Source organism: Brooklawnia sp. (assembly GCF_049651565.1).
Lineage (GTDB): Bacteria > Actinomycetota > Actinomycetes > Propionibacteriales > Propionibacteriaceae > Brooklawnia.
Genome location: NZ_JBASCI010000125.1, coordinates 1 through 25124 on the forward strand (window position 1 = coordinate 1; position 25124 = coordinate 25124).

Here is a 25124-nt window from a genome sequence, read left to right on the forward strand (position 1 = left end):
CCAAACGGCCCCAACTCAGCCCCGCCGACACGTGGGCACACGACCCCACGCGCCGAACCCAGGCATTTGGCCTAGTCAACCCTTGAAATCAGGTGTTTCGTCTGCCCACCAACTGCGGAACCCGGGATAAGGATTGCTCCTCTTTCTTGGCGGAATCGCATGGGGTGAAGCGGTTCCGGATTTTGGTGATCCACCTGCCCCGTCGGCATGGACGGATCGGTCAGTATGTAACTGGCGGCCCTGCGGCCGGTCGATACTTGGATGAAGCGTCCCGGGAACAGTGGACCCTGACCCTGATCACCTCTGAACCATAGTGGTGAATCGGTGTTTACGTCGGGACTCGCTGTGCGGCGACGCTGCCTTCAGTTGTCGGGTTGTTGGTGCGCTCGGCGCCAACTTCCCAGCCGTCCTATATTCTACATAGTGACCGGGATGCCCTGTCAAGCTGGACGACGCGCTGGTGGGGCGCGTTTGGACTGCGTGAAGAGCGATCCGCGGCGAGGCTGCTGTCGGTCACCGTTGAAACGTAGCACCAGATCGCCAGCATTCGCGGGGCGACACGCCCCACCGTTTTCCTATAGGGTAGTGGGAGTACCCGGCGTCGTTGCGTCGAGCAGACGATGCCGTCCACCTTCGAGGAAGGAAACCCCTTGGCCATCAACAAAATCGCCCTTGTTGGCGCCGGATACATGGGCGGCGGGATCGCCCAGATCTTCGCAATCGCCGGCCACCCGGTAACGCTCGCCGACGCCGACGCCGAAACGGCCCGCAGGAACCTCGACCGGCTGATCTCCGAGGCCAGGGACTGGCAGGCCCGGGGCCTCTTCCAGCCCGGCGCTGCGGCGCTGGTCGAGCAGAACCTCTCCGCCGCAGAGAGCATCGAGGCCGCCGTGGCCGACGCCGATTACATCCAGGAGGCCGTGTCCGAGAAGCCCGAGGTCAAGGACCAGGTGTTCCGGCGGATCGAGGCGGCTGCCCGTCCGGACGCCATCATCGCGTCCAACACCTCGACGCTGCCCATCGGTGGGCTGGCCAAGTCGCTGACCAAGGCCGACCGGTTCCTGGGCGTCCACTTCTCGAACCCCGCCCCGTTCATCCCGGGTGTCGAGGTGATCCTGCACGAGGGCACCGACGAATCCCTGGTGCCGCAGGTGGAGGAGCTGGTGCAGTCGACCGGCAAGCTGACCGCCCGCCTGAAGGACTCACCTGGTTTCGTGCTGAACAGGCTGCAGTACGCGCTGCTCAAGGAAGCCATCAGCATCGTCGACGATGGCGTGGCCTCGGCCGAGGACGTGGACATCATCACGCGCACCACCTTCGGCTTCCGGCTGCCATTCTTCGGCCCGTTCGCGATCGCCGACATGGCCGGCCTGGACATCTACCGCGACTGCTTCCGCACTTTCGAGGAGCACTACGGGGAGCGGTTCGCAACTCCGGAGGGCCTCAAGAAGCTGGTGGAGGCCGGTCACCTGGGCACCAAGTCCGGTGGCGGTTTCGTCATCCCGGCCGGCGACACCACCGACCTGATCACCTACCGCAATACCGCCTACGCGCGGTTGCAGCAGTTGTTGAACGAGCTCGGGCAGGCCCCGGGTGTCAAGTGAACCCACAACCAAGGAGAGCGTGAAGATGGCGAAGTACACCCCGGACAACTGGCCGATTGCCTGCCCGATGCTGCTGTTCGGTGGCTTCGACTCCAAGGGCAACCCGATCCAGGACGCCGACCCCGAGGAATGGCACAAGCAGATGCGGGAGGTCTCGATGATGGGCTTCACCGAGATGGACCCGCTGGATGTCTGGGTGCGGGTCGCCGACCTGTCGCCCGAGCGGCTGGACGTGTTCAAGCAGGTGCTGGCCGACAACAACCTGACCGTGCCGGCGATCTCCACTTCACGCAAGTCGGTGATGGACCCCCAGCGCGGGGACGAGTACCTGGCCTACAGCCACCGGGTCATCGACACGGCGGTTGAGCTCGGCTCGGAGGTCATCTCGTTCGGCTTCTTCCAGCCGCTCACTCCGGCCCAGAACGCAGCGGTGTGGTTCTGGCTCGAGCAGGGGTGGAAGGACCCCGACGATGCCGAGCTGTACAAGAAGGCCGTCTCGCGAATCCGGGAACTGGCCGAGCATGCCGAGTCGGTGGGCGTCGAGATCAGCCTGGAGATGTACGAGGACACCTACATCGGCACCTCCGAGAAGGCGGTGCAGTTCGTCAAGGACGTCGACCACCCGGCAGTTGGGCTGAACCCCGACCTGGCCAACCTGGTCCGGCTGCATCGTCCACTGGAGCCGATCACAGAGGCGTTCGAACGGATGCTGCCGTACACCAACCACTGGCACGTCAAAAACTACACCCGCGACTACGACCCAGCCACCGGTGCCTACGCCACCCATCCGTCCCCGCTGGGCGGCGGCTACATCAACTTCCGGCCGATCATCGCCCGCGCGCTGGAGTTGGGCTTCGACGGACCGTTCATGGTCGAGCACTACGGATCCGACTCGCTGTGGAACCTCGCCGAGTCCCGGGAGTACCTGCGCTCGGTGCTGCGCACCAAGATGGTCTGAACCAGCACCGCTGGCCCGAACCAGCCAGCCAAGGTGATCGCCCCCGCCGCATCCGGTGGGGGCGATTGCTTTTCCGGATGGCTGCAAGAAGCAACGGCCCGCCCGGCATTGCCGGACGGGCCGCTGCTGGCGTGGGACTCAGCAGTTGTCGGCGATATCGTGCCGCTCGTTGCTGGCCGGTGGGAACAGGTCGCCGTTGTCGTCGAACTGCAGCTCCTCCGGCTCGCTGAGCTGACGCAGCGCCGGGTTGGCAGCCACCTCCGGCAGCAAGGCCTCCGACACCCAGATCTCGGCGACGTCGAGTGTGTTCTTGATCCGGACGATGCGCAGGTTTGCCAGGTCGGGCTGAAGGGTCAGCCGGGCGGCACACTGCAACGCCATCTTCTGGTTCGGCATGAACGGCGCGATCCGGGAACCGGCGATGCCGTTCGAGGTGACCCCGTTGGTGAACGTTGCGGTGAAGTCGATCTGGTCGAACAGCCGCTTGGTGGTGATGTCGGCCAGGCCGATCCCGGTGGCGTTGCCATGCGACTCGGGCGTCATATCCAGCACCACGATCTTGTTCACGTTCATGGCCGGGTTCTTCACCCCGATCAAGGAGCGACCGAGCACGTTCGGGTCCATGCCGTCGCCGGAGATGTTTTTGCCCATGTAGTTCACCACCAGCACGTCCAGGTCACGGAGCAGTACCTGGGGCAGGTGCTGGCGGCTCTCCTCCAGCAGCTGCGGTTCCACCTCGGTGATCTTCCCGGTCTCGATGAGGACCACGTCCCGGGTGTCGTCGAAGGCGTTCTCCAGCACCGCGATCCCGAAGATGATGTTCGCCTTGTGGAACATCACCGGCGCGATCTGCTGAACCATCTCGCCGGTCACGCCCAGGCCGAGGCTGTGCGCCTGCAGCGCGCCGCGGTGCTTGCCGACTCCGATGGTGGCCATCTTCATCAGGCCCGACTCGATCGGGCCGACGATGTCGGTGTGCGCCTTGACGCGGTTCATCAGGATCACGCCGTCGCAGTTCAGCGCGTCGGTGGAGTAGAGCACCTTCAGGCCGGCGACCTCACCCAGTTCGGTGACGTCCAGGCTGGACACGATCTCGCAGCCGGTGACGTCCGGGGTGAAGCCCATGCCGAGCAGCATCTCGTGTTGCCCCTCGGCGGTGGCCCCGCCGTGGCTGCCCATGGCAGGGATGACCACCGGGGTGGCGCCCTTGGACTTCACCCAGTCACCGAGGATGCGCACCATCTGCGGCATGTTGGCGATGCCGCGGCTGCCGACCGTGATGCCGATCCGCTGTCCGGGCTTGACGGTGTCGGCGAACTCCGGTCTGGTCAGTTGCTCCTGCATCCGGCCTGGGATGTCTTCCAGCCTGGGTGCGGGCAGGTCCTGGGCGACCCTGGCGAACCGGGGGATCGGGATGTCGTCGAGAATCAGGTTCAATGAGGTCTTCATCTGCACCTCCGCAGGATGAGTGTCAGTTGGAGTCGAAGATGCCGGCATCTCCCAGCGCCTGCATCAGCATGCAGAACGAGACGGCGCCGGGATCGGGCACGCCGAGCGACTTCTCGCCGAGCACCCGCGAGCGTCCCAACCGGGACACGAAGTTGGCGGTGGCGTCGGCAGCCTCGCGAGCTGTGGTGGTCGCCTGTTGCCATGCCTCGGCCAGCGGGACGCCGGCCTGGTGCTGTTCACTCAGCTTCTGGCTGAACGGGACGATGGCGTCCACCATCGTCTTGTCACCCGGCTGGGCGCCACCCAGCCGCTGGACAGCGGCCACCGCATCGCGGACCCCGGCCACGACTGCATCCGCGCTGCCACCGTCCTGGTCGCCGAGGGCGCCGCCCATCGAGTTGAGCATGGTTCCCCACAGGGCGCCCGAGGTGCCGCCGGCGCTCTCTGCCCACTGCGCACCGGCCTGCACCAACACGGTGCCGGCTCCGGCGCCCTTGGCGACGGCCTTCTCGGCGGCCTCCAGCGCACCGGTAGCGCCGTAGCGCATGCCCTGTCCGTGGTCGCCGTCGCCGGCGATCGCGTCCAGCCTGCCGAGTTCCTGTTCCTTGTCGACGGTGACCTGCTTGATCACCTGCAGGGCGGTCAGGATGCGGCCGGCCAACTGCCGGGACTCCTCGCTACCGGCGGCGACGACCACCTCCTCCACGGCCTGCTCGCGCAGCACCCGCTCCTCACGCTCGGCGACCGCGCCGCGGCGCAACGCGATGGTGTCGACCGGATCGCGCCACAGTTGTTCAAGTTCGTCGTCCAGGAAGGTGATGGTCAGCGAGACACCTGCCATGTCGAGGCTGGTCATCAACTCGCCGACCTCAGGAAGCACCGGGGTGATGCCCGCCTGGGCGAGCCGCTCGGCGACCCGGTTCCAGGTCACGAACAGCTCCTCGGTCTTGACGGTGCCCAGCCCGTTCAGCAGCACGATCGCGCGTCCGGAGTAACCATCGGTACCGATCTCGAAGGCCTCTTCGAGCACGCCGTCCACCAGCAGGTCGGCGACCTCGCGTGCCGATCCCATCGGCACCTCGTAGACGCCGGGCTCGCCGTGCACGCCGAGGCCGACCGACATCTGGCCCTCGGGCACGTGGAACAGGGGCTCATCAGCGCCGGGCAGCGTGCAGCCGTCGAACGCCACACCGAGCGAGCGGGTGCGGTCGTTGGCCCGCCAGGCGATCTCTTCCACCTTGTCGATGTCGTACCCGCGCTCGGCGGCGGCGCCAGCTATCTTGAACACGATCACGTCACCCGCCACGCCGCGACGCTTGCGGATGTCGTCGCGGGGTCCGGATGCGACGTCGTCGGAGACCTCGATGGTGCGCACGTCGATACCCTCTGCGCGCAGCCGCTCGGCGGCCTGCCCGAAGTGCAGCACGTCGCCGGCGTAGTTGCCGTAGGCCATGATGACGCCGCCGCCATTGTCGGCCGCCTTGATCACCGAGTAGGCCTGGGACGCCGAGGGGGAGGCGAAGATGTTGCCGCACACCGCGCCGTGCGCCATGCCGGGGCCGACCCAGCCGGCGAAAGCGGGGTAGTGGCCCGAGCCGCCACCGACGATGACCGCAACCTCACCCTTCGGACAGGTCGTTGCGCGAACCGCGCCACCGTGTACCGGCTTGATGTACTGGGGGTACGCCAGGGCCATTCCGGAGATTGCCTCGAGCGCGAAATTGGACGGATCGTTGAACAACCGAGTCATCTACGACTCCTCAGGGTTTGGACGCTGTCCGCGTCTGGATCGTTACGAGATCTGAATCGCCGCCCGGGCCGAGCAGATGGAGGAACCCCGGTCGGGCAATGCAGATCATACACGATCCACGACGCGCCCGGCCGGGCGCACCCTGCCGGCAGAACAGCGACGAGGCTAGCGGTTGAGGAACTCCCTGACGCGTCGGGTGATCCCGGCCGCATCAATCCCCGCGTAGTCCAGCAGGCCGGGATAGGGACCGGACGGCTGGTAGTCGTGCGGCACCCCGACCATCTGCATCCGGGTCGGCTGCTCCCGCGACAGTAGTTCGGCCACCACTCCACCCAGACCACCGGTCTGGTAGTGCTCCTCGACGGTCACCACGGTCTGGGTTCGGGCGGCGGAAGCGCAGATCAGCTCGGCGTCCGGGTGGGAGGGAGTTGGCATGCCGATCAGGTCGACCTCGATGCCCTCGGCGGCCAGTTGGTCGACCGCCTGCACCGTCTCGGTTGTGATGTAGCCGGTCGTGATGACGGTCACGTCGGAGCCCTCACGCAGGTGCCGGCCCTTGCCGACCACCACCGGCTCCTCGGCGAAGAGGTCGGGCAGCGGCTGGGCGCCGATCCGCATGAACGTCGGTCCGATGTGGTTGATCATCGCCGCCGCACAACTGCGGATCTCGCCCGGGTCGCTGGGCGCGAAGACCACCAGGCCGGGGATCATCCGCATGATCGCGTAGTCCTCCAGCGAGTGGTGGGTGGCACCCAGGTCGGAGTAGGTGAATCCGCCGTTGCGGCCGACCAGCTTGGCGTTCTGGCGCATGTAGCCGAGGTCGTTGCGGACCATCTCGTAGCTGCGGCTGGTCACGAACGGGGCGATCGCGGTGAAGACCGGGATCAGCCCGGTGGTGGCGAGCCCCGAGGCGATGCCGGTGACACCCTGCTCCATGATCCCGAACTCGAAGTAGCGATTGGGATAGGTCTTGGCGAAGTCACCGAATCCAGAACTCTTCCCGGAGTCGGCCGACAGCACGACGATGCGGTCGTCCTCGACGGCCAGCGCGGTGACCGCGCGGCCAAACTCCTTGCGGGGATCGGTCAACTCGGTCACAGTCGCACCTGCTCTTCCTCTGCCCTGCCCGGCGCCGTCGGTACCGGGGTGTTGGACTGCCGCAACGCCCGCAACCGCACCTCACGGTCGGTGATTGCCTCATCGAGTTCGCGGACAGCCTGCTCCAGTTCCCCGTCCTTCGGCTTCCAGTAGTGGTAGGCCAGCACGTTCTCGGCGAAACTGAGGCCCTTGCCCTTGTCCGTGTGCGCCACGATGACGCTCGGCCTGCCTGCATCGAACGGCGTGGCGTCCAGGGCATCCAGTACCTGGGCCATGTCGTTGCCGTCGATCTCGCGGCTGGCCCAACCGAAGGCCTCGAACTTGCCAGCGATCGGGGCCATGTTCATGACCTCATCGACCGGCCCGGAGATCTGCATGCCGTTGTTGTCGACGATCGCGACCAGCGAGTCGACCCTGTGGTGGGCGGCGGCCGCGGCGGCCTCCCAGTTGGATCCCTCGGGCAGTTCGCCGTCACCGGTCACCGCGAACACCCGGGCCGCCGAACCCTGCAGGCGCAGGCCGAGCGCCATGCCGACCGCGATCGACAGCCCGTGGCCGAGCGCACCGGTGTTGCCCTCGACCCCCGGCAGCTTGTGCATGTCGGGGTGGCCGCCCAGGGCGGTCCTCATCGCGCCGTAGGTGTCGAGCACGCTCTTGTCGAAGAATCCGCGCTCGGCCAGCACCGCGTACTGAGCCATCGCCTTGTGTCCAGCACTGAGCAGGAAGCGGTCACGGTCCGGCCACTCGGGTCGGGCCGGGTCGACGTTCATCACGTCGAAGTACAGCGCGGTGATCACGTCGATCGCGGACATTGCCCCGCCGAGGTGGCCCGAATTACCGGTTTCGATCATCCGGACCACGTTTCGGCGGGCTCGGGCAGCGACCAATTCGAGATTGGCTACCCGATCGTTCACTTCTCTTCGGCCTCGATCTCCGCGATCCGGGCGACCTTGGGGCCGCTGCGCGAGTTGGGATCGAAGGCGTTGCCCAGGTAGTGCTCGAGCAGCACCTTGGCAGTCTCGATACCGGTGGTCTGGGCGCCCATGGCCACCATGTTGGCGTTGTTGCTGAGAGTGGCCCGCTGTGCGGAGTAGGGATCGGCGAGCAGCGCGCAGTAGGCGCCCTTCACCTTGTTCGCGGCGATCGAGACACCGATGCCGGTGCCGCAGACCACCACCCCACGGTCGTAGTCGCCACGGGCCACCGCGTGCGCGACGTCGGAGGCGACGTTGGCGTAGATGGGATCCTCGGCGCCGAAGTCGACCACTTCGTGGCCGAGCGACTCGGCCTTGTCCATCAAGGCCTTCTTCAAGTCTGTGGCGTTGGGGTCACAACCGAATGCAAGCTTCACAGGTTTCCTCCCGGGAGTTGGTGCCTTCCCATCAAAGATACCTTACGGCGCATGGCGGATATATGATCGTCTTCGAGTGCGCGTACCAGCGCTCGTCGTGCCATTGCGATCGACCGGCTCCACGACGGAGCCGAGGCCACCCAGGAGGATATGAATGTCGGAAACCGGAAACCCCTTCCCGTCCCAGCGCACCGCCGTCGTCACCGGCTGTGGCGCACCAGCCGGCATCGGCCGCCAGGTGGCCCGTCGGCTCGCCCAGTCCGGCTACCAGATCGCAGCCCTCGACCTCAACCCGGCCGTCGGGGAGTTCGGCGCCGAACTGGCCCGGGAGTTCGGTGAGTCCAAGGTGCTCGGGTTGGTCTGCAACATCGCCGACGAGGAGTCGGTGAAGTCGACCTGGGAACGCATCGACGCCGAGCTGCCGCAGGTGGTCGGTCTGGCGAACATCGCCGGGATCGCCTGCCCCACCCCGTTGCTCGAGCTCACCGTCGAGGAGTTCGATCGGGTGATGGCGGTCAATGCCCGCGGGACCATGCTGATGATGAAGTATGCCGCCCAGCGGATGAAGGAGAACCAGTTGGGCCGGATGGTCAACTTCTCCTCGATCACCGCGTACGACGGCGGCGGCACCTTCAGCAAGATCGCTTACGCGGCCGCGAAGGCGGCCGTTATCGGTCTCGCCCGGGGCGGGGCCCGGGAGCTTGGTCAGTACGGCATCACGGTGAACTGCATCTGCCCCGGACCGATCGACACCGAGATCATGGGCGGCAAGCTGACCGACGAGCGCAAGACCTCGATGTCGGCCAACATCCCGTTGGGACGCGTCGGCCAGCCGTCGGAGATCGCCTCGGTGGTCGACTTCCTGCTGTCGGAGGGCGCCAGCTTCGTCAACGGCGCCACCTTCAACGTTGACGGCGGCAAGCACATGAAGTAGGCCCGAACGGCCTGTGCGCAGGGCCCACGCAACCGGCCGCGGCATTCGCGCCGACAAGGGCGTGGGGCGACGTGTCCTAAGGCGGCGGGTGTGGGAGGAGCAGGTCGGCCGGGGTCGCACCCCGGGGACGCACGTTGTGCCGCGCACCGGGAGCCGAGCAGGTTGGGGTTGACTCGTCACTCGACCGGCTGGCGTTGTGCCGCGTACCCGGGGCCAGAGTCGTCGGGTATCCTCTGCCTCCTCCTGTCTTGGCGTGCACTTCCCGTCCGGAGCGACCGAAAGTGCACGCCAAGGGCCTCAAGAGCGTGCACTTTCCAGCCCTGGGGACGGATCGTGCCCAGAGGCAGCGGGTGTGGGAGGAGCCGGTCGGCCGGGGCGCGCACCCCGTGTCCGGGCGGCCCGAACCCCCAGGCCCTTTCCCTGTCGCGACCGAACGACCGGACGCGGTCGGTCAGGCCGACTGCTCGGTCTGACCGGCTGGTGCACCGAGCTGTGAGCTGAGTTTCGTGGCGGCGGTCCTGACGATGCCGACCCAGTGCTCCTCGGGTTCGGTGCCCCACCGGGTCGTGGTCACCGTGATCGAGACCGCCGCCACCATCGCCCCGGCCGCGTTGAAGACGGGCAGCGCGGCGCAGGCTGCGTTGGGGGTGGATTCCTCTGACTCGGTGGCGTAGCCGCGTTCCCTGATCCTGGCGAGTTCTGCCTTGAGGTCGGCCAAGTCGGTGATCGTGTTGGGCATCAGCGCCTCGAGCCGGCCGGTGGGGTAGAGCCGGTTGAGTTGGCTGGGGCCGAGTCCGGACAGCAGCATCTTCCCCAGTCCGGTGGCGTGCGCGGGCATCCGCTTGCCGACGCTGGACGCCAGCGGGATCACCTCGCGTCCCTCGACCTTGGCGAGGTAGAACACGTCGGACTCCTCGAGTACGGCGACCGAGCAGGTGACGCCATGGGTGATGGCGGTCTCCCGGGCCACCTCGGTCGCCGCGCCCAGCATGTCGAAGCGGGCGGAGTAGGCATTGCCGATCTGCAGCGCCCGGACGCCGAGCGAGTAGATGCCCGCGTTGTCCTTGGCGAGGAATCCGCGGTGCACCAGCGTGCCGAGCAGTTCATGCACTGTGGTCCGCGGCAGGCCGGTGGCTTCGCCGATCTCCGCCGCCGACAACTCCGGAGCCTTGTCCACGAACAGGTCGATGATGTCCAACGCCCGCATCACGGCGGGTGTCAGTCGAGGCATGTCCAAATTCATACCACACAGGACTTGGCAGCCCGCGCACCCCGGGGTGAGACTGGAGTCGCTCGACATATCGGAACACATGTCGAAATATCGAACACACGACGAAGTGAGCTGAAACGACAGGAGAATCGATGGCAAGCAAAGTCGCCATCATCGGGTCCGGGAACATCGGGGCCGATCTGATGATGAAGATCCTCAAGCCCTCCCAGAGCGACCTCGAACTGGTCGCGATGGTGGGCATAGATCCGGCCTCGGATGGTCTGGCCCGGGCAAGGCAGCTCGGCGTGCAGGCGGTGTCCACCGGCGTCGACGGGCTGGTGCAACTGCCCGATTTCAACGAGATCGAGATCGTCTTCGACGCCACCTCGGCCGGAGCGCACGTGCACAACGACGCCGTGTTGCGCAAGGCCAATCCCGAGATCCGGGTCATCGACCTGACGCCGGCCGCAATCGGCCCGTTCTGCGTCCCGGTGGTCAACCTCGACACCATCCTCACCAACAGCAACGTCAACATGGTGACCTGCGGCGGTCAGGCCACCACGCCGATCGTCCACGCCGTTTCGCAATCGGCCGAGGTCGTCTGCGCAGAGATCATCGCGTCCATCAGCTCCCGCTCCGCCGGGCCAGGCACCCGGGCCAACATCGACGAGTTCACCGAGACCACCGCGAACGCGCTGGAGTACGTGGGAGGCGCCCGCCGGGGCAAGGCCATCATCGTCCTCAACCCGGCCGAGCCACCGCTGATCATGCGGGACACCGTGTTCTGCCTGATCGCCGACGGCGACCAGGACCGGATCGCCCAGGACGTCGCCGACCGTGTCGCCGAAGTGGCCCGGTACGTGCCCGGCTACCGACTCAAGCAGGCCGTCCAGTTCGACGAGATCCCCGCCGACGCCCCGGTGAACGTCCCTGGCGTCGGCCTGTTCTCAGGCCTGAAGGTCTCGGTCTTCCTCGAGGTCGAGGGCGCCGGCGACTACCTTCCCAACTACTCCGGAAACCTTGACATCATGACCAGCGCGGCGCTTCGCACTGGCCAGGAGATCGCCTCCCACCTCAACTCGACCAAGGCGGTGCTGGTATGACCAACCCAACCCGGAAGCTGTTCATCTCCGACGTGACGCTGCGCGACGGATCCCATGCGGTCCGCCACGCCTTCACCACCGACCAGGTGAAGTCGATCGCGCACGCGCTGGACGAAGCCGGCGTCGACAGCATCGAGGTCACCCACGGCGACGGCCTGGGCGGCTCCAGCGTCAACTACGGATTCGCCACCGACTCCGACCTGGCCAAGATCGAAGCGGCCGCCTCGGTGGTCAGCAACGCCGCCATCGCCGTGCTGCTGCTGCCCGGCGTCGGCATCGTCCCGGACCTTGAGGCCGCCAGGTCCGCCGGTGCGACCTACGTTCGGGTTGCCACCCACTGCACCGAGGCCGACATCTCGGCCCAGCACATCGCGAAGGCCCGAGAGGTGGGGCTGAACACCGCCGGCTTCCTGATGATGGCGCACATGGCCGAGCCGGCGAAGCTGGTCGAGCAGGCGAAGCTGATGGAGTCCTATGGCGCCCAGTGCGTCTACGTCACCGACTCCGCCGGTGCGATGACCACCCGGCAGTACGCCGAGAAGATCGCCGCGGTGCGGCAGGCCCTGAAGCCCGAGACCGAGGTCGGCGCGCACGCCCACCAGAACATGTCGCTGGCCGTGGCCAACTCGGTCGCAGCGGTCGAGAACGGCGCCCACCGCGTCGACGTCAGCCTGGCCGGGCTGGGCGCCGGCGCCGGCAACACACCGATCGAGGCCTTCATCGCCGTGACCGACAAGATCGGCTGGGAGAGCGGCGTCGACGTGTTCAAGTTGATGGACGCCGCCGACGACCTGGTGCGGCCGTTGATGCACCAGCCAGTCCAGGTCGACCGGGAATCCCTGACCCTCGGATACGCCGGGGTCTACGGATCGTTCCTGCTGCACGCCCGCCGGGCAGCCGCCAAGTACGGCATCCCCGCCCACGAGATCCTGTTGGAGCTGGGTCGTCGGGGCATGGTCGGCGGTCAGGAGGACATGATCGTCGACGTCGCGCTGGACCTGCTCAACCTCGCCAAGACCGCCTGACCGCTTCGGCGACAAAACCCCTGGGAGAATGCAATGACTACCATCACCTCCGTGCCAGCTGAGCAAGAATCGTTCGACGTTGAACTGATCGACAAGAAGACCCGGATGAAGGCCCTGATGGGCTCGGCCGTCGGGTCGGCAGTCGAGTGGTACGACTACTTCCTGTACGGCACCATGGCCGGTGTCGTCTTCGGCCCGCTGTTCTTCCCCTCCGACTCGCAACTGACCTCGACGCTGTTGTCGCTGGCCTCGTTCGCGCTGGCCTTCCTGGTCCGGCCGATCGGAGGCATCCTGTTCAGCCACGTCGGTGACCGGATCGGCCGGAAGAAGACCCTGGTCGTGACCCTGTCGCTGATGGGTATCTCGACCGCAGCCATGGGCCTGCTGCCTACCCACGCCCAGATCGGCGTCTCGGCCGCCGTGATCCTGACCCTGCTCCGGCTGATCCAGGGCCTGGCGCTCGGTGGCGAATGGGGCGGCGGCGTCCTGCTGGCCGTGGAGTACTCGCCCCGCCGGCACCGCGGCTTCTATGGCGCCGTCCCGCAGACCGGTGCGCTGTTCGGTCTGGCACTGGGTAATCTGACCCTGACGGTCCTGGACGCCATCCTGGGCGAGGAGGCCTTCCTCAGCTGGGGCTGGCGGATCCCGTTCCTGCTGTCGGTGCTGCTGGTGCTGTTCGGGCTGTGGATCCGCAACAAGGTCGATGAAACCCCCGCCTTCCGGAAGGTCAAGGCGGAACGCAAGCAGGTCAAGGTCCCGCTGGTCGAGGTCTTCCGGACCCAGTGGCAGAGCGTGTTCAAGGCGATCGGCGCCAAGCTCATCGAGACTTCGACGTTCTTCATCTTCGCGACCTTCTCGGTCTCCTATGCCACCCAGCTCGGCTACACCCGCACTCAGGCGCTGGGCGCCGTGCTGGTCGCCGCCGTCGTCGCGGTACCGTGCATGCTCGCCATCGGTGCCCTGTCAGACAAGGTGGGACGCAAGAAGCTCTACCTGGTCGGGATCGTGCTGGCCGTCATCTACATCGTCCCGTACTTCGGGATGATCAACCAGATGAACGTCGCCCTGCTGGTGTTCGCCACCGTGGCCGGTTTCGGCGCGATCTGGTCGGTGTACGGCGCCCTGATGGGCACCTTCCTGGCGGAGTCGTTCACCGCCGACGTGCGCTACACCGGCATCTCACTGGGCTACCAGATCGGTGCCGCGGTCGCCGGCGGCCCTGCCCCGTTGATCGCCACGGCACTGGTCGGCAATGTCCTGACCCAGAACAACTACCCGCTGATCGGCATCTTCATCGGTGTCTGCGCGGTCATCTCGTTCATCTCTGTGATGATGACCCGCGACCGCTCCGGTGAGGTGCTGGACGCCGCCTGAGCCGCCGGCTTCGGCTGGAAAGGGCCGTCCCCATGGCGGGGGCGGCCCTTCGGCGTGGTCGGGGACGGGGTCAGGCCAGGCGTCCGGCCAGGTAGTCGTTGCCGACCTGCTGCTGGGTGTCGATCACCCGGCGCACGTAGGGGGCGGCCGCGGCCTCCAGGCCCCGACCGATCAGCGGCAGCTTGATGGTGAAGTCGGCGTCGTAGTCGATGTCGGTGGTTCCGCCGTTGCTCACCATTCGGCCCGTGCCGATCATGGTTGCCGGCATCCCCGGGATGTGCACCTCGATGCGGCCATCGCGGGTACCGGCGTTGCTGCTCGGGGGCCAGAACATGTCGAGCTTGACCTTCAGGGTGGGACCGGTGAAGGGGACCGCCTTCTGCGGCGCTGCCAACTCGGCCTCGACATGGCTACCGTCAGCGCCGGACGACACCTGCCAGCGGTCAGCCCCGGCGTGCCGGGCGACCGCCGACAGCCAGACCTCGTCAGCCATCATCGCGATAACGGTGTCGATGTCGGCCTGATAGCTGTGGCGAGTACTTATCTGCATTGGTCCATTGTGCTGCATCAGCGGCGGCGTCTGTTCCCGTGACGGCCGGGCAGATAGGCTGGCGAGTGGTTAGCGGATCGTCCACTTGGGAGTGTGGCCATCGATGAACACTGACGCTCGCCGACCCGGTGGACCGAGCGTGGACGAACTGCTCAGCACCGTTGCCCGACTGGCACGTGAGGAAGCTCCCGATCTCCCCGCGGAGGAGCGCATCCTGGAGTTCCTGCGGCACTACTTCAAGCACGCCCAGGACTCGCCGCTGCTGAGCCGGCCACCCCGCCAGGTCGCCCGGGCACTGCTGCGGCACGCCCGGCTGGCACTGCGGCGTCCGGTTGGCCAGTCGCATATCGCGTTGTACACACCCACCATCGAGACCGATGGGTGGGAGGCCGGCGGCCACACTGTGCTCAACCTGGTCACCGACGACAAGGCCTGGCTGGTCGACACCGTCCGACTGGCCCTGGCCGCCCAGGGTTGGGCGCTGCGCGAGCTGATCCACCCGCAGTTCCACGTCATCCGCGACGATGAGGGACGCCTGATCGACATGGCGCACCGTTCCGAGGGACGGCCGGCGATCGCCGAGGCGTGGTTGTGGATCGAGCTCTACCCGCCACTCGGGCAGTCGGCCGAGGAGGCCAAACCCGACCTGCTGAAGACGCTCAACGCCCACCTGGCCGATCTGGACGCCGCCACCAGCGACCTGCGTCAGATGCACGACCGGCTGGTGGAGGCGGCCCGGCAGGCCGAGGACGCCGAGCACTCCGATGCCCCGGAGGTCGCGGAGATGCTGAACTGGCTGGCCGACGACCGGTTCCTGCTGCTGGGGGCCCGCGACTTCGAGGTGGTCACCAGCGGATCCGGCGCCACGCTGTTCCGTCCGCTGCCCGGCGGGCTGGGCATCCTGCGGGGTGACCAGCGGGCCGCGCGGGCGTTCGGCGCCGCCCCGAAGAATGGTGAGCTGCTGGTCATCACCAAGGACTCCGAGCGCTCCCGGGTGCGCCGCGGCAGCCACCTGGACTACCTCGGGCTGCACCTGGTGGGCCCGCAGGGCAAGCACATCGAACGCCGGTTCCTCGGGCTGTTCACCGCGTCCGCGCTGAGCGAGTCGGTGCTCAGGGTGCCGATGCTGCGCGGCAAGGCGCGCCAGGTGGCCGCCGCGATCGGGTACGACCCCGACTCCTACGGCGGCCGGGCGGTGATCGCGGCCATCGAGGCCCACCCGCGGGACGAGTTGTTGCAGGCCAGCGCCGCGGAATTGACCCCGATCATCGCCGAGATCGCCGACCAGGACGATCCGCGCGAGGTGATCAGCTACTTCCGGGCCGGTGCCTGGGGACGGTTCCTGACCGCATTGCTGTTCTTCCCCCGCGAGCGTTACAACACCACCGTCCGCACCCGGTTGGCCGGGTTGCTGATGGAGGCGACCGGGGCGGAGTCGTTCCAGTGGAGCGCCCAGGTCAGCGAGTCACCGCTGGCCAGGCTCTACTTCACCCTGAAGATGCCGGCCGGGCACCAGTTGCCCGAGCTCGACCAGGCCCGGTTGCGGCTGGCCATCGAGGAGGCCACCCGCGACTGGGGAGACCGTTTCCTGGAGATCGCCGAGCGGATGGACAGTTCCCAGCGAGGCGTGGAGTGGTCGGAGAGCTACAAGGAGGCCTACACCCCCATCGAGGCGATCAATGACCTGGTGGCGCTGAACCAGATCGCCGGGCCGTCCGACATGGCGCAGATCATGTACGTCCCGGTGCCCCCCGAGAACGGCGTCGACTTCCGGCTGAAGATGCTGCGGATCGACTCCGAGATGGTGCTGTCGGAGATCATGCCGCACCTGGCCAGCCTGGGCGTGGAGGTCATCGACGAGCGTCCGTTCAGCGTCAGCCTGCGCGACCACGACGCCCACATCTACGACTTCGGGTTGCGGCTACCGGGCGGTCCCGAACGGCTGACCGGCTGGTCGTACCAGGCCCGGGCCCGGTTCACCTCGGCGGTCGCAGCCAGCTATGCCGGCCTGGGTGAGGCCGACGGCCTGAACCGGCTGGTCACCGACTCCTGGCTCGACTGGCAGCAGGTCTCGGTGCTGCGGGCGCTGTCGCGCTACCTGCGCCAACTGGGCACCACCTACTCCCAGCCCTACATCGCCGACACCCTGCACAAGCACAAGGACATCACCACCGACCTGGTGCAGCTGTTCGAGGCGAAGTTCGACCCGTGGCTCGACCTGGCGGTAGACCGGTCCACCCGGGTGAGCGAACTGGTCGAGCGGGTGTTGGCCCGGATCGACCAGGTGTCGGCCCTGGACGAGGACCGGATGCTGCGCCAGTTCGTCTCGGTGATGCAGGCGACCGTGCGCACCAACTTCTTCCGGCTGGACGAGGACCCACTGCCCAGCGGCACCCCACGGCCGGGACGGGGGGCGCTGGCGTTCAAGATCGACCCCGGCGAACTCGACTTCATCCGCAGCGCCCAGCCCCGCTCGGAGATCTTCGTCTACTCACCGCAGGTCGAGGGCGTCCACCTGCGCTTCGGCAAGGTGGCCCGTGGGGGAATCCGGTGGTCGGACCGGGCCGAGGACTACCGAACCGAGGTGCTCGACCTGGTCAAGGCGCAGACGGTCAAGAACGCGATCATCGTCCCGGTCGGCGCCAAGGGCGGGTTCTACGCCAAGCGGCTGGCCGGGCTGGACGCCGAGGCGCGGGCGGCCGAGGGACGAGCCTGCTACGCGTCCCTCGTCAAGGCGATGCTGAGCATCACCGACACCATCGTCGACGGTGAACCGGCGCGCCCCGACCGGGTGGTGGCCTGGGACGATCCCGACCCCTACCTGGTGGTGGCGGCCGACAAGGGCACCGCTACCTTCAGCGACCTGGCCAACCGGATCGCCCTGGCGGAGGGCTTCTGGCTGGGTGACGCGTTCGCCTCTGGCGGCTCCCACGGCTACGACCACAAGCAGATGGGGATCACCGCCCGCGGTGCCTGGGTGTCGGTGCAACGCCACTTCGCCGAGATGGGCATCGACGACCAGTCCGACGAGTTCACCTGTGTGGGCATCGGCGACATGTCCGGCGACGTCTTCGGCAACGGCATGCTGCGCTCGGCGAGAACCAGGCTGGTCGCCGCGTTCAACCACCGACACATCTTCCTCGACCCGAACCCCGACCCGCAGACCTCCTTCGGCGAACGTGAACGGCTGTTCCGGCTGCCCAGTTCAGGTTGGGACGACTATGATCCAGGCCTGATCAGCGCCGGCGGCGGCGTCCACCTGCGAACCGCCAAGTCGATCCGGGTTAGCCCGGAGGTGCGGGCGGTACTGGGCCTGGACGACTCGACCACCCGGCTCACCCCGAACGAGATGATCCAGGCCATCCTGCGGGCCCCGGTCGACCTGATGTGGAACGGCGGCATCGGCACCTTCGTGAAGGCGAGCACCGAAACCCATGCCCAGGCCGCCGACCGCAGCAACGACCCGGTTCGGGTGGACGCCGCAGGCGTGCGCGCCCGCTGCGTCGGCGAGGGCGGCAATCTGGGCTGGACACAGGCCGCCCGAGTCGAGTACGCGCTCGCGGGCGGACGGATCAACACCGACTTCATCGACAACTCCGCCGGGGTGCACACCTCCGACTACGAGGTCAACATCAAGATCCTGCTGGACGCCGAGGTCGCATCCGGCCGGCTCGACCACGACGAGCGGAACCGGCTGCTGAAGCAGACGACCGACGAGGTGGCCGGGCTGGTGCTCGACCAGAACGTCGCCCAGAACCGGGCGCTGGCGAACTCGCTGTGGTCGGCCGCCGACCACGCCGGCGTCCACGAGCAGCTGATCGTCCGGCTCGATCAGGACGGGTACCTGAACCGGACCGCCGACGGTCTGCCCAGCAGCCAGGCATTGGCCGGCCGGGCGGCCGAGGGAAAGGGTCTGGTGGGCCCCGAGTTGGCCATGCTGCTGGCTACTGTCAAGAACGAGTTGGCCGACAACGTGCTGGCCTCCGACCTCCCCGACGACCCGTACCTCGCTGACCGACTGGTGAAGTACTTCCCGACCCCGCTGCGGGAACGGTTCATCGACCAGATGGGGCGGCACCCGCTGGCCCGCGAGATCATCACCGCCGTGGCGGTGAACCGGTTCGTCGACTCGCAGGGCATCAGCGCCGCCACCAGGCTGCGGGACGAGACCGGCGCCTCCTCGGCGGACGTGATCCGCGCCCAACTGACCGCCCGCAACCTGATGGATGCCGGCTGGCTCGAGACCACCACCAACGCCGACAACGAGCTGGCCGCCTGCACCAAGACCATGCTCAGGGTGCAGATTCGCCGGCTGGTGGAACGGGCGTCCCGCTGGCTGCTGCAGGAGCACCATAACCACTTCGACGTCCAGACCCTGGTGGAGGAGTTGAAGCCCGGTGTCCGGGAAGTGATCGGGCGGCTGCCCGAACTGCTCACCCCGACCGGTCGCCAACGGCACGAGGCAGCGGTGGCCGAACTGGTGGAGCGCGGGGTGCGCGATGACCTGGCTCGCCGGATGGCCGGTTGGCCAATCGCCCACCTGGCCTTGCCGATCGTGCGGGTGGCGCGCCGGCTGGGTCGGGACGTCGGCCTGACCGCGGGGGTCTACTTCACGCTGAGCGAGATGCTCGGCATCGACCAGGCGCTGACCTCGTCGCAGGACCTGCCGCGCAGTGGGCGCTGGGAGATCATGGCCCGGGCATCGGTTCGCGACGAGTTGATCAACGCCCAGGCCGCAGTGGCTGCGCAGGCGCTTGAACTGGCGCCGGTCCCCGGCATGGGTGTCGATCAGATCGTTCAGGAATGGTGGCGGGCCCACCCGGCCGCCGCTGCCCAGCGCGAACTGCTGGCGGAGGCCGACCAGGGCGAGGTCGACCTGGCCCGGATGTCGGTGGTGGTGGGGTCGCTGCGGTCGTTGCTGAACCGCTGAACACCCGATGGGGCAGGATGTCGGTATGCGCATCGACCTGCACACCCACTCCTACCTATCCGACGGCACCGACACCCCCACCAAGCTGGTGCTGAACGCGCAGGCCGCCGTACTGGACGTTGTGGCGCTGACCGACCACGACACCCTGGACGGAGTGCACGAGGCACGCGAGGCAGGCCGCCGGGTAGGCGTCCAGGTGCTGCCGGGAGTCGAGTTGAGCGCCAAGTACGGCGGCCGCGAGGTGCACCTGCTGGGTTACGGACCGCGCCCCGACTACGAGGACCTGAATGCCGAGCTGGCCCGAATCCGGCAGGGCCGGCGCAACCGGCTGCCGGCGATGCTGGAGCGGCTCGCCGCGATCGGCGTCCCGGTCAGCATGACGGAGGTGGCGGCGCAGGCTGCCGGACCCGGCACCTCGCTGGGTCGTCCGCACGTCGCCGACGCCCTGGTGGCCAAGGGTTACGTGGTCAACCGCAATGAGGCGTTCGACCGCTACCTCGACCGCAGGGGTCCGGCCTATGTGTCCCGGCCGACAATCGAGTTGACCGCCGGCATCGACCTGCTGCACCAGGCCGGGGCGGCGGTGGTGCTGGCGCATCCGGGCATTCGGGAGATGCACGAGGTGCTGACCGGTGAGGTCATCGAGATGCTGGCCAGGCGGCACGGCCTGGACGGCATCGAGGTCGACTACCCCCTGCACGACATCGCCACCCGCGACCTGTACCACCGGCTCGGCGCCCGGCTCGACCTGGTGCGCACCGGGTCCAGCGACTACCACGGGACAGGCAAGACGGGGCACGACCTGGGCAGCGTCACCACCCGACCGTCGGCCTATCGCGAGCTGCTGAGCCGGATCGCGGCGCGTGGGGGAGCGGTCCCGGCAGGCCGATAGGCTGGCCCTCATGGCATTGATCGAGGACGCGCTGGAGTCGACATCAGAGGCGTCGCTGCGGGCCAGCCAGGCTCGCAGCGACGCGATCGAGGCAGACCTGCAGGTGCACCCGGAACGGTACCGGATGCTCACCGGCGACCGGCCCACCGGCCGGCTGCACATCGGGCACTACTTCGGCTCACTGGCCAACCGCGTCCGCCTGCAGAACCTCGGCATGCAGACCTGGGTGCTGATCGCCGACTACCAGGTCATCTACGACCGCGATGGGGTGGGCGACCTGAAGGTGAACGTACTCAGCGCCCTGGCCGACTACCTGGCCGTCGGCCTCGACCCGGCCAGGTCGACGATCTTCACCCACTCGGCGGTGCCGGCACTCAACCAGCTGCTGCTGCCGTTCCTGTCGGTGGTGACCGACTCCGAACTGCGCCGCAACCCGACGGTGAAGGACGAGCTGGCCAGCGCGGATCGTCCGATGAGCGGGCTGATGCTGACCTTCCCGGTGCACCAGGCCGCCGACATCCTGTTCTGCAAGGCGAACCTCGTCCCGGTCGGCAAGGACCAGCTGCCCCATATCGAGGTCACCCGCCTGATCGCCCGCCGCTTCGACGAACGCTACGGCCGGGTCGATCCCGACCAGCCGGTCTTCCCGCAGGCCGACGCGCTGCTGTCGGCGGCCCCCGCGATCCTCGGCCTGGACGGCACCAAGATGAGCAAGTCGAAGGGCAACGTCATCGAGTTGGGCATGACGGCAGACCAGACGGCGAAGCTGATCAGGAAGGCCAGGACCGACGCCGACCGGCACATCAGCTACGATCCGGTCAACCGTCCCGAGGTGTCGAACCTGATCATGCTGGCCGCGGTCAGCAGCGGACGCACACCCGAGCAGGTGGCCGAGCAGATCGGCGACGGCGGGGGCGGCGGGCTGAAGAAGGAAGTCACCGAGGCGTTGAACGAACACCTGGCGCCGATCCGGGCCCGGCGGGCCGAGCTGGTGACAGATCCCGGCTACCTGCTGCAGGTGCTGCACGAGGGCAACGCCAAGGCCAACGAGGTGGCGGAGGCGACGCTGGCGGAGGTCCGCGTGGCGATGCAGATGGACTACTGAGCGATGCTCAGTTGGGCGTTGTCCAGGCATCGGGCAGGTATCCCGGTCAGTGAGTACGTAGCCGCCTACGTGGACGCGTCCCGCTTCGAGCAGCTCTGCCGGACCTGCCCGAGCTACGGCTCGACCTGGGGCTGCCCACCACACCAGACCAATCCGCTCGCGATCTGGGCCGCCTATCGGTGGCTGCACGTGCTGGCCATCCAGTTGCACTTCGCGGCGGCCGACCGGGCCCGCGAGTGGCCCACCGCCGGTCTGCGCCGCGAACTGGGCGCCGCCCGCGACCGGGAGAAAGCCATCGCAACCGGAGAACTCGCGGCGCTGGTGCGGCAGTTGGGGGACGGCAGCCGGCTGCTGCACGCCGGCGGCGCCTGCACCGGCTGCCCGACCTGCACCCGACCGGCTGCGAGGCCGTGCCCGACACCGCAGCGCATCCAGTACTCGATCGAGTCGCTGGGCGGTGACGTTGGTCGAACCGTCAGCCAGTTGCTCGGCATCGAGTTGGCGTGGGCGGATGCGCACCACCTGCCGGCCACCACCTCGGTGGTGTTCGGAATCCTGAGCGACCGGGCCGAGTTGCCCGATCAGCTGAAGTAGGCACCGCCGTTGATGTCGGTGACAGTGCCGGTGACGAACCCGGCGGCCTCGTTGTCGGCCAGCCAGACGATCGGGCCGGCGACGTCCATCGGCAGTCCGGCTTCTTCAGGGCGATGCCCTCGATGGCGGCGGCCCGCCCCTCCGCAGTGTTGAACAACTCGTGGAACGGCGTATCGAGGATCAGGCCGGGCGCGACGGCGTTCACCCTGATCTGCCGGGGCGCGAGCTCCTTGGCCAGCGCCCTGGTCAGGCCGAACATGGCGGCCTTGCTGGTCGCGTAGGCGGACGCGCCGACGCCACCGCCGTTCTGGCCGGCCAGCGAGGCGACGTTCACGATCGACCCGCCGTCGGACAGGTGCGGCAGTGCCGCCCGGGTCACCAGGAAGCAGCTGGTCAGGTTGACGTCCAGCACCTTGCGCCACAGCTCAAGGCTCATCTGGTCCAGCGCAGACCGCTCCACCATGCCCCCGGAGTTGTTCACCAGGACGTCCAGGCCGCCCAGGACGTCGGCGACCTGTGAGACAACCTGGGCGACATGGTGCTCGTCGGTCGCGTCCAGCCTGATCGCGAACGGACGCTTGCCGTGCAGCGAACCCAGCTGGTCGATCAGGTCGTCGTCCGGTTCGTGGGTGTACCAGGTGAAGGCCACGTCTGCACCCCGCTGGGCGAAGGCCCGCACGATGCCGAGGCCGATACCGATGCCACCACCAGTGACAAGAACGCGCTTGCCCGAGAAATCAGAGATCATGCGGTCGATTCTGGCAGAGCGTCAGGCGGTTGACGATCGGAGCGTTCGACGACCTTGCCGTCGCGTCGGCGGATCCGCTTGCGACGAGGCCGGTCGGACTTCTTGTCGTCCTTACCGGCGTGTCGCTGGCTCTTGTGGCGACGCGGGCGCTCGGCACGGTTGTCGGCGTCCGCGGTCTTCCGCGAGGCCGCGAGCCGTCCCTTGGTGCCTTCGGGGATCTGCAACTGCTCCATCAGGTGCGGGCTGGTGGAGTAGGTCTCGACCGGGTCGGCGAAGTCGAGGCCGAGGGCCTTGTTGATCACATTCCAGCGGGTGATGTCCCGCCAGTCGACCAGCGTGACCGCGATACCCGAACGGCCGGCCCGGCCGGTGCGTCCGATCCGGTGCACGTACTGCTGGGCGTCGTCGGGCACCTCGTAGTTCACCACGTGGCTCACCCCCGCGACGTCGATACCGCGCGCAGCCACGTCGGTCGCGACGAGCACCCTGGTGGTGCCGCGGCGGAACTTCTTCAGCGTCCGTTCGCGTTGGGCCTGGTTGAGGTCGCCGTGGATCGCTGCCGCGTCGAAGCCGCGATCGGCCAGTTCGTCGGCCAGCCGCTGCGCGGCCCGCTTGGTCCGGGTGAAGATCATCACCTTTTCGGTGACGGTGGACTGCAGCAGCTTGCCGATGATCTCTGGTTTGTCGAGATCGTGGGCCTGGTACACGAACTGTGTGGTGTCCGGCACCGTGGCCTGGGCGTCGTGTCCCTCGGCCCGAACGTGCACCGGCTGGTTCAGGTGCGCCCTGGCCAACGCGATGATCTGGGCCGGCATGGTGGCGCTGAACATCAGGGTCTGCTTGGTCCGCGGGGTCATGCCCGCGAGCCGTTCGACGTCCGGCAGGAAACCGAGGTCGAGCATCTCGTCGGCCTCGTCCAGCACCAGCACCTGCACCTGGGACAGGTCGAGGCTCTTGCGGTTGGCCAGGTCAAGCAGGCGGCCGGGGGTGCCGACCACCACGTCGACCCCGTCGGCCAACGTGTCGAGCTGGTCGTCGTAGCCAACCCCGCCGTAGATGGTGAGGATGCGGGCGGCCAGCTTCTTCGAGGCCGTCGTCAGGTCGGAGGTCACCTGCAGTGCCAGTTCGCGGGTTGGCGTCATGACCAGGGCCTGCGGCTTGCCGTAGTGGTCGAACTCGTCGAAGTCGTCGTGGCCGGGCAGGATCAGGTGCTGCAGCAGCGGGGCACCGAACGCCAGGGTCTTGCCGGTGCCGGTGCGAGCCTGACCGATCATGTCGGCCCCGGTCAGCGCGATCGGGATGGCGAGCTCCTGAATGGGGAATGGGTGCTCGATCCCCGCCTCGGCCAGCGCCTGCACGATCGGCTCGGCCACGCCGAGGTCGGCGAAGGTCGTTGTGTTCTCTGTCATTTACGCTTCTACTCGCCTCGGGTTTGCGTGGTCCACCGGCCAGTCTAGCCGCTGCCGATGCCGCGTGAGCGCTAGCCTGACGGCGTGAACACCGAGATGGCACCCGATCCCGGAACTGCGCTGCTGGCCGTGCTGGCCTACCAGAACCTGCGCGTGGCCGAGTCCCTGCTGACCCGTGCCGAAGAGCCGACGGAACTGGCCGACCGGCTGCCGGTCGCCAGGGTTGCCGCTGACGCCTTGACCCGATTCACCCTCGCGTGCGACGCGATTCCCGGCGGGCAGACGGTCGCGCAGCAGGCGATGGAGCCGATCGTCAGCCCGGTGGATGAGTTCTGGGCAATGACCAGGCCGCGCAGCTGGGCCGAGCAACGGTTGCGCGTGATGGTTGTGGCCAGCACCGAACTCGAGGTCGTGCAACGCGCGTTGACGCATGTCCCGGAGATGGCGGCGGAAGCGATCGGGTCCACGGCTGCCGCCTGGCGGGCGATCGATCATGGCAGCCAGGCCGCGGTTGCAGCGGTGCAACTGGGCGGCAACGGTTCGGACGAGCTGTCGCTGTATGCTCGCCGGCTGCTCGGCGAGACCGCCGTGATGTGCCAGCGGGTGATCGTCCGGCAACCGGCGCTCCGGGTGGCGTTGACAGGTGGGATGGACGAAGAACTCACCGCCAGCACCGCGGTACTGGACGAGGTGCTGGCGGCGGTGGCGGCCAGAGTGGCGGGACTGGGCCTGTCGGCCTGAGCCGTCCCGGGCGCCGAGCCGGCTGGTGGCCGGGCTCAGTCCTCGAACCCGAAACCGACCGGGCGGGCATGCTCCGAGCCGAGGTCGAGGTAGCCGAGGTGCTCGACCGGAAGCAGCAGGCGGCGTCCCTTGTCGCTGGTGATGACCAGCAGACCATCGTCGGTCAGCAATGCCTGCCGCAGGTCCTGTTCGATCTGTTCGGCGGTTTGGTCGGTCTCGACTGTGAGCTCGCGCCCGATCTGACGGACGCCGATCTTGATTTCCACCCGACCAACCTACCCGAGACAGGAAGGGGGTGG

General features: G+C 67.7%; 21 protein-coding genes. 11 read left to right on the forward strand and 10 right to left on the reverse strand.

What is annotated here, in order from left to right:
• The first annotated feature begins 650 nt into the window (after positions 1 to 650).
• Positions 651 to 1604 carry a 3-hydroxyacyl-CoA dehydrogenase family protein gene (locus WBL05_RS06140; protein ID WP_424224482.1) on the forward strand — a complete coding sequence of 318 codons (954 nt, stop codon included), beginning with the start codon at positions 651 to 653 and terminating at the stop codon, positions 1602 to 1604.
• Between the two features lie 25 nt (positions 1605 to 1629).
• Entirely contained in the window at positions 1630 to 2562 is a 933-nt protein-coding gene (locus tag WBL05_RS06145) for a sugar phosphate isomerase/epimerase family protein (RefSeq protein ID WP_424224484.1), read from the forward strand.
• Between the two features lie 138 nt (positions 2563 to 2700).
• On the opposite strand, the gene WBL05_RS06150 is transcribed toward WBL05_RS06145, so the two are convergent.
• From WBL05_RS06150 to WBL05_RS06170, 5 genes are all read right to left on the reverse strand, one after another.
• Entirely contained in the window at positions 2701 to 4011 is a 1311-nt protein-coding gene (locus WBL05_RS06150; protein ID WP_424224485.1) for a DUF2088 domain-containing protein, read from the reverse strand.
• Between the two features lie 22 nt (positions 4012 to 4033).
• Complete coding sequence (locus WBL05_RS06155) at positions 4034 to 5761, reverse strand: dihydroxyacetone kinase family protein (RefSeq protein ID WP_424224486.1); 1728 nt, start codon at positions 5759 to 5761, stop codon at positions 4034 to 4036.
• A gap of 165 nt (positions 5762 to 5926) precedes the next feature.
• Positions 5927 to 6859, reverse strand: a complete 933-nt coding sequence (locus tag WBL05_RS06160; RefSeq protein ID WP_424224488.1) for a transketolase family protein — start codon at positions 6857 to 6859, stop codon at positions 5927 to 5929.
• On the reverse strand, positions 6856 to 7773 hold the full coding sequence (locus WBL05_RS06165; RefSeq protein WP_424224489.1) for a transketolase: 918 nt from the start codon (positions 7771 to 7773) through the stop codon (positions 6856 to 6858). The genes WBL05_RS06160 and WBL05_RS06165 overlap by 4 nt, the downstream gene beginning before the upstream one ends.
• Entirely contained in the window at positions 7770 to 8210 is a 441-nt protein-coding gene (locus tag WBL05_RS06170) for an RpiB/LacA/LacB family sugar-phosphate isomerase (RefSeq protein WP_424224490.1), read from the reverse strand. The genes WBL05_RS06165 and WBL05_RS06170 overlap by 4 nt, the downstream gene beginning before the upstream one ends.
• A 154-nt stretch (positions 8211 to 8364) precedes the next feature.
• On the opposite strand from WBL05_RS06170, the gene WBL05_RS06175 reads away from it, so the two are divergent.
• Positions 8365 to 9144, forward strand: a complete 780-nt coding sequence (locus WBL05_RS06175) for an SDR family NAD(P)-dependent oxidoreductase (RefSeq protein ID WP_424224491.1) — start codon at positions 8365 to 8367, stop codon at positions 9142 to 9144.
• A 451-nt stretch (positions 9145 to 9595) separates the two neighbouring features.
• On the opposite strand, the gene WBL05_RS06180 is transcribed toward WBL05_RS06175, so the two are convergent.
• The gene (locus tag WBL05_RS06180; protein ID WP_424224493.1) at positions 9596 to 10375 is read right to left on the reverse strand and encodes an IclR family transcriptional regulator; all 780 of its coding nucleotides are present in this window, start codon (positions 10373 to 10375) and stop codon (positions 9596 to 9598) included.
• Positions 10376 to 10506: 131 nt separating this feature from the next.
• Here WBL05_RS06180 and WBL05_RS06185 point away from each other — a divergent pair, with 131 nt between their 5' ends.
• Genes WBL05_RS06185 through WBL05_RS06195 form a run of 3 tightly spaced genes read left to right on the forward strand, consistent with a single transcriptional unit; the run spans position 10507 to position 13856 of the window.
• On the forward strand, positions 10507 to 11457 hold the full coding sequence (locus WBL05_RS06185) for an acetaldehyde dehydrogenase (acetylating) (RefSeq protein WP_424224494.1): 951 nt from the start codon (positions 10507 to 10509) through the stop codon (positions 11455 to 11457).
• Entirely contained in the window at positions 11454 to 12482 is a 1029-nt protein-coding gene (dmpG, locus tag WBL05_RS06190) for a 4-hydroxy-2-oxovalerate aldolase (protein ID WP_424224496.1), read from the forward strand. The genes WBL05_RS06185 and dmpG overlap by 4 nt, the downstream gene beginning before the upstream one ends.
• 51 nt (positions 12483 to 12533) lie before the next feature.
• On the forward strand, positions 12534 to 13856 hold the full coding sequence (locus tag WBL05_RS06195; RefSeq protein WP_424224498.1) for an MFS transporter: 1323 nt from the start codon (positions 12534 to 12536) through the stop codon (positions 13854 to 13856).
• Between the two features lie 70 nt (positions 13857 to 13926).
• Here WBL05_RS06195 and WBL05_RS06200 read toward each other — a convergent pair whose 3' ends face one another.
• Positions 13927 to 14406 carry a DUF2505 domain-containing protein gene (locus WBL05_RS06200; protein ID WP_424224499.1) on the reverse strand — a complete coding sequence of 160 codons (480 nt, stop codon included), beginning with the start codon at positions 14404 to 14406 and terminating at the stop codon, positions 13927 to 13929.
• A gap of 103 nt (positions 14407 to 14509) precedes the next feature.
• Here WBL05_RS06200 and WBL05_RS06205 point away from each other — a divergent pair, with 103 nt between their 5' ends.
• Genes WBL05_RS06205 through WBL05_RS06220 form a run of 4 tightly spaced genes read left to right on the forward strand, consistent with a single transcriptional unit; the run spans position 14510 to position 21927 of the window.
• Positions 14510 to 19336 carry an NAD-glutamate dehydrogenase gene (locus WBL05_RS06205; RefSeq protein ID WP_424224501.1) on the forward strand — a complete coding sequence of 1609 codons (4827 nt, stop codon included), beginning with the start codon at positions 14510 to 14512 and terminating at the stop codon, positions 19334 to 19336.
• Between the two features lie 25 nt (positions 19337 to 19361).
• Positions 19362 to 20228, forward strand: a complete 867-nt coding sequence (locus WBL05_RS06210; RefSeq protein ID WP_424224503.1) for a PHP domain-containing protein — start codon at positions 19362 to 19364, stop codon at positions 20226 to 20228.
• Positions 20229 to 20238: 10 nt separating this feature from the next.
• On the forward strand, positions 20239 to 21333 hold the full coding sequence (trpS, locus tag WBL05_RS06215; protein WP_424224505.1) for a tryptophan--tRNA ligase: 1095 nt from the start codon (positions 20239 to 20241) through the stop codon (positions 21331 to 21333).
• 18 nt (positions 21334 to 21351) lie between these two features.
• Complete coding sequence (locus WBL05_RS06220; RefSeq protein ID WP_424224506.1) at positions 21352 to 21927, forward strand: DUF2284 domain-containing protein; 576 nt, start codon at positions 21352 to 21354, stop codon at positions 21925 to 21927.
• On the opposite strand, the gene WBL05_RS06225 is transcribed toward WBL05_RS06220, so the two are convergent.
• Together WBL05_RS06225 and WBL05_RS06230 are read right to left on the reverse strand one after the other, a co-directional pair.
• On the reverse strand, positions 21809 to 22675 hold the full coding sequence (locus WBL05_RS06225) for an SDR family NAD(P)-dependent oxidoreductase (protein ID WP_424224508.1): 867 nt from the start codon (positions 22673 to 22675) through the stop codon (positions 21809 to 21811). The two genes, WBL05_RS06220 and WBL05_RS06225, sit on opposite strands and share 119 nt — an antisense overlap.
• Positions 22672 to 24084, reverse strand: coding sequence for a DEAD/DEAH box helicase (locus WBL05_RS06230; RefSeq protein ID WP_424224510.1), 1413 nt, complete (start codon positions 24082 to 24084; stop codon positions 22672 to 22674). Before WBL05_RS06230 ends, WBL05_RS06225 begins: the two co-directional genes overlap by 4 nt.
• Before the next feature lie 84 nt (positions 24085 to 24168).
• On the opposite strand from WBL05_RS06230, the gene WBL05_RS06235 reads away from it, so the two are divergent.
• Positions 24169 to 24825 carry a ferritin-like fold-containing protein gene (locus tag WBL05_RS06235; RefSeq protein ID WP_424224511.1) on the forward strand — a complete coding sequence of 219 codons (657 nt, stop codon included), beginning with the start codon at positions 24169 to 24171 and terminating at the stop codon, positions 24823 to 24825.
• 35 nt (positions 24826 to 24860) lie between these two features.
• On the opposite strand, the gene WBL05_RS06240 is transcribed toward WBL05_RS06235, so the two are convergent.
• Positions 24861 to 25091 carry a DUF3107 domain-containing protein gene (locus WBL05_RS06240; protein WP_424224512.1) on the reverse strand — a complete coding sequence of 77 codons (231 nt, stop codon included), beginning with the start codon at positions 25089 to 25091 and terminating at the stop codon, positions 24861 to 24863.
• Between the last annotated feature and the right edge of the window lie 33 nt (positions 25092 to 25124).

Bases quoted from the DNA above. Each gene is read 5' to 3' on its own strand.
- WBL05_RS06145 (WP_424224484.1), top strand. From the start codon at position 1,630: ATGGCGAAGTACACCCCGGACAACTGGCCGATTGCCTGCCCGATGCTG.
- WBL05_RS06150 (WP_424224485.1), bottom strand. From the start codon at position 4,011: ATGAAGACCTCATTGAACCTGATTCTCGACGACATCCCGATCCCCCGG.
- WBL05_RS06155 (WP_424224486.1), bottom strand. From the start codon at position 5,761: ATGACTCGGTTGTTCAACGATCCGTCCAATTTCGCGCTCGAGGCAATC.
- WBL05_RS06175 (WP_424224491.1), top strand. From the start codon at position 8,365: ATGTCGGAAACCGGAAACCCCTTCCCGTCCCAGCGCACCGCCGTCGTC.
- WBL05_RS06180 (WP_424224493.1), bottom strand. From the start codon at position 10,375: ATGCCTCGACTGACACCCGCCGTGATGCGGGCGTTGGACATCATCGAC.
- WBL05_RS06185 (WP_424224494.1), top strand. From the start codon at position 10,507: ATGGCAAGCAAAGTCGCCATCATCGGGTCCGGGAACATCGGGGCCGAT.
- dmpG (WP_424224496.1), top strand. From the start codon at position 11,454: ATGACCAACCCAACCCGGAAGCTGTTCATCTCCGACGTGACGCTGCGC.
- WBL05_RS06200 (WP_424224499.1), bottom strand. From the start codon at position 14,406: ATGCAGATAAGTACTCGCCACAGCTATCAGGCCGACATCGACACCGTT.
- WBL05_RS06205 (WP_424224501.1), top strand. From the start codon at position 14,510: ATGAACACTGACGCTCGCCGACCCGGTGGACCGAGCGTGGACGAACTG.
- WBL05_RS06210 (WP_424224503.1), top strand. From the start codon at position 19,362: ATGCGCATCGACCTGCACACCCACTCCTACCTATCCGACGGCACCGAC.
- trpS (WP_424224505.1), top strand. From the start codon at position 20,239: ATGGCATTGATCGAGGACGCGCTGGAGTCGACATCAGAGGCGTCGCTG.
- WBL05_RS06225 (WP_424224508.1), bottom strand. From the start codon at position 22,675: ATGATCTCTGATTTCTCGGGCAAGCGCGTTCTTGTCACTGGTGGTGGC.
- WBL05_RS06230 (WP_424224510.1), bottom strand. From the start codon at position 24,084: ATGACAGAGAACACAACGACCTTCGCCGACCTCGGCGTGGCCGAGCCG.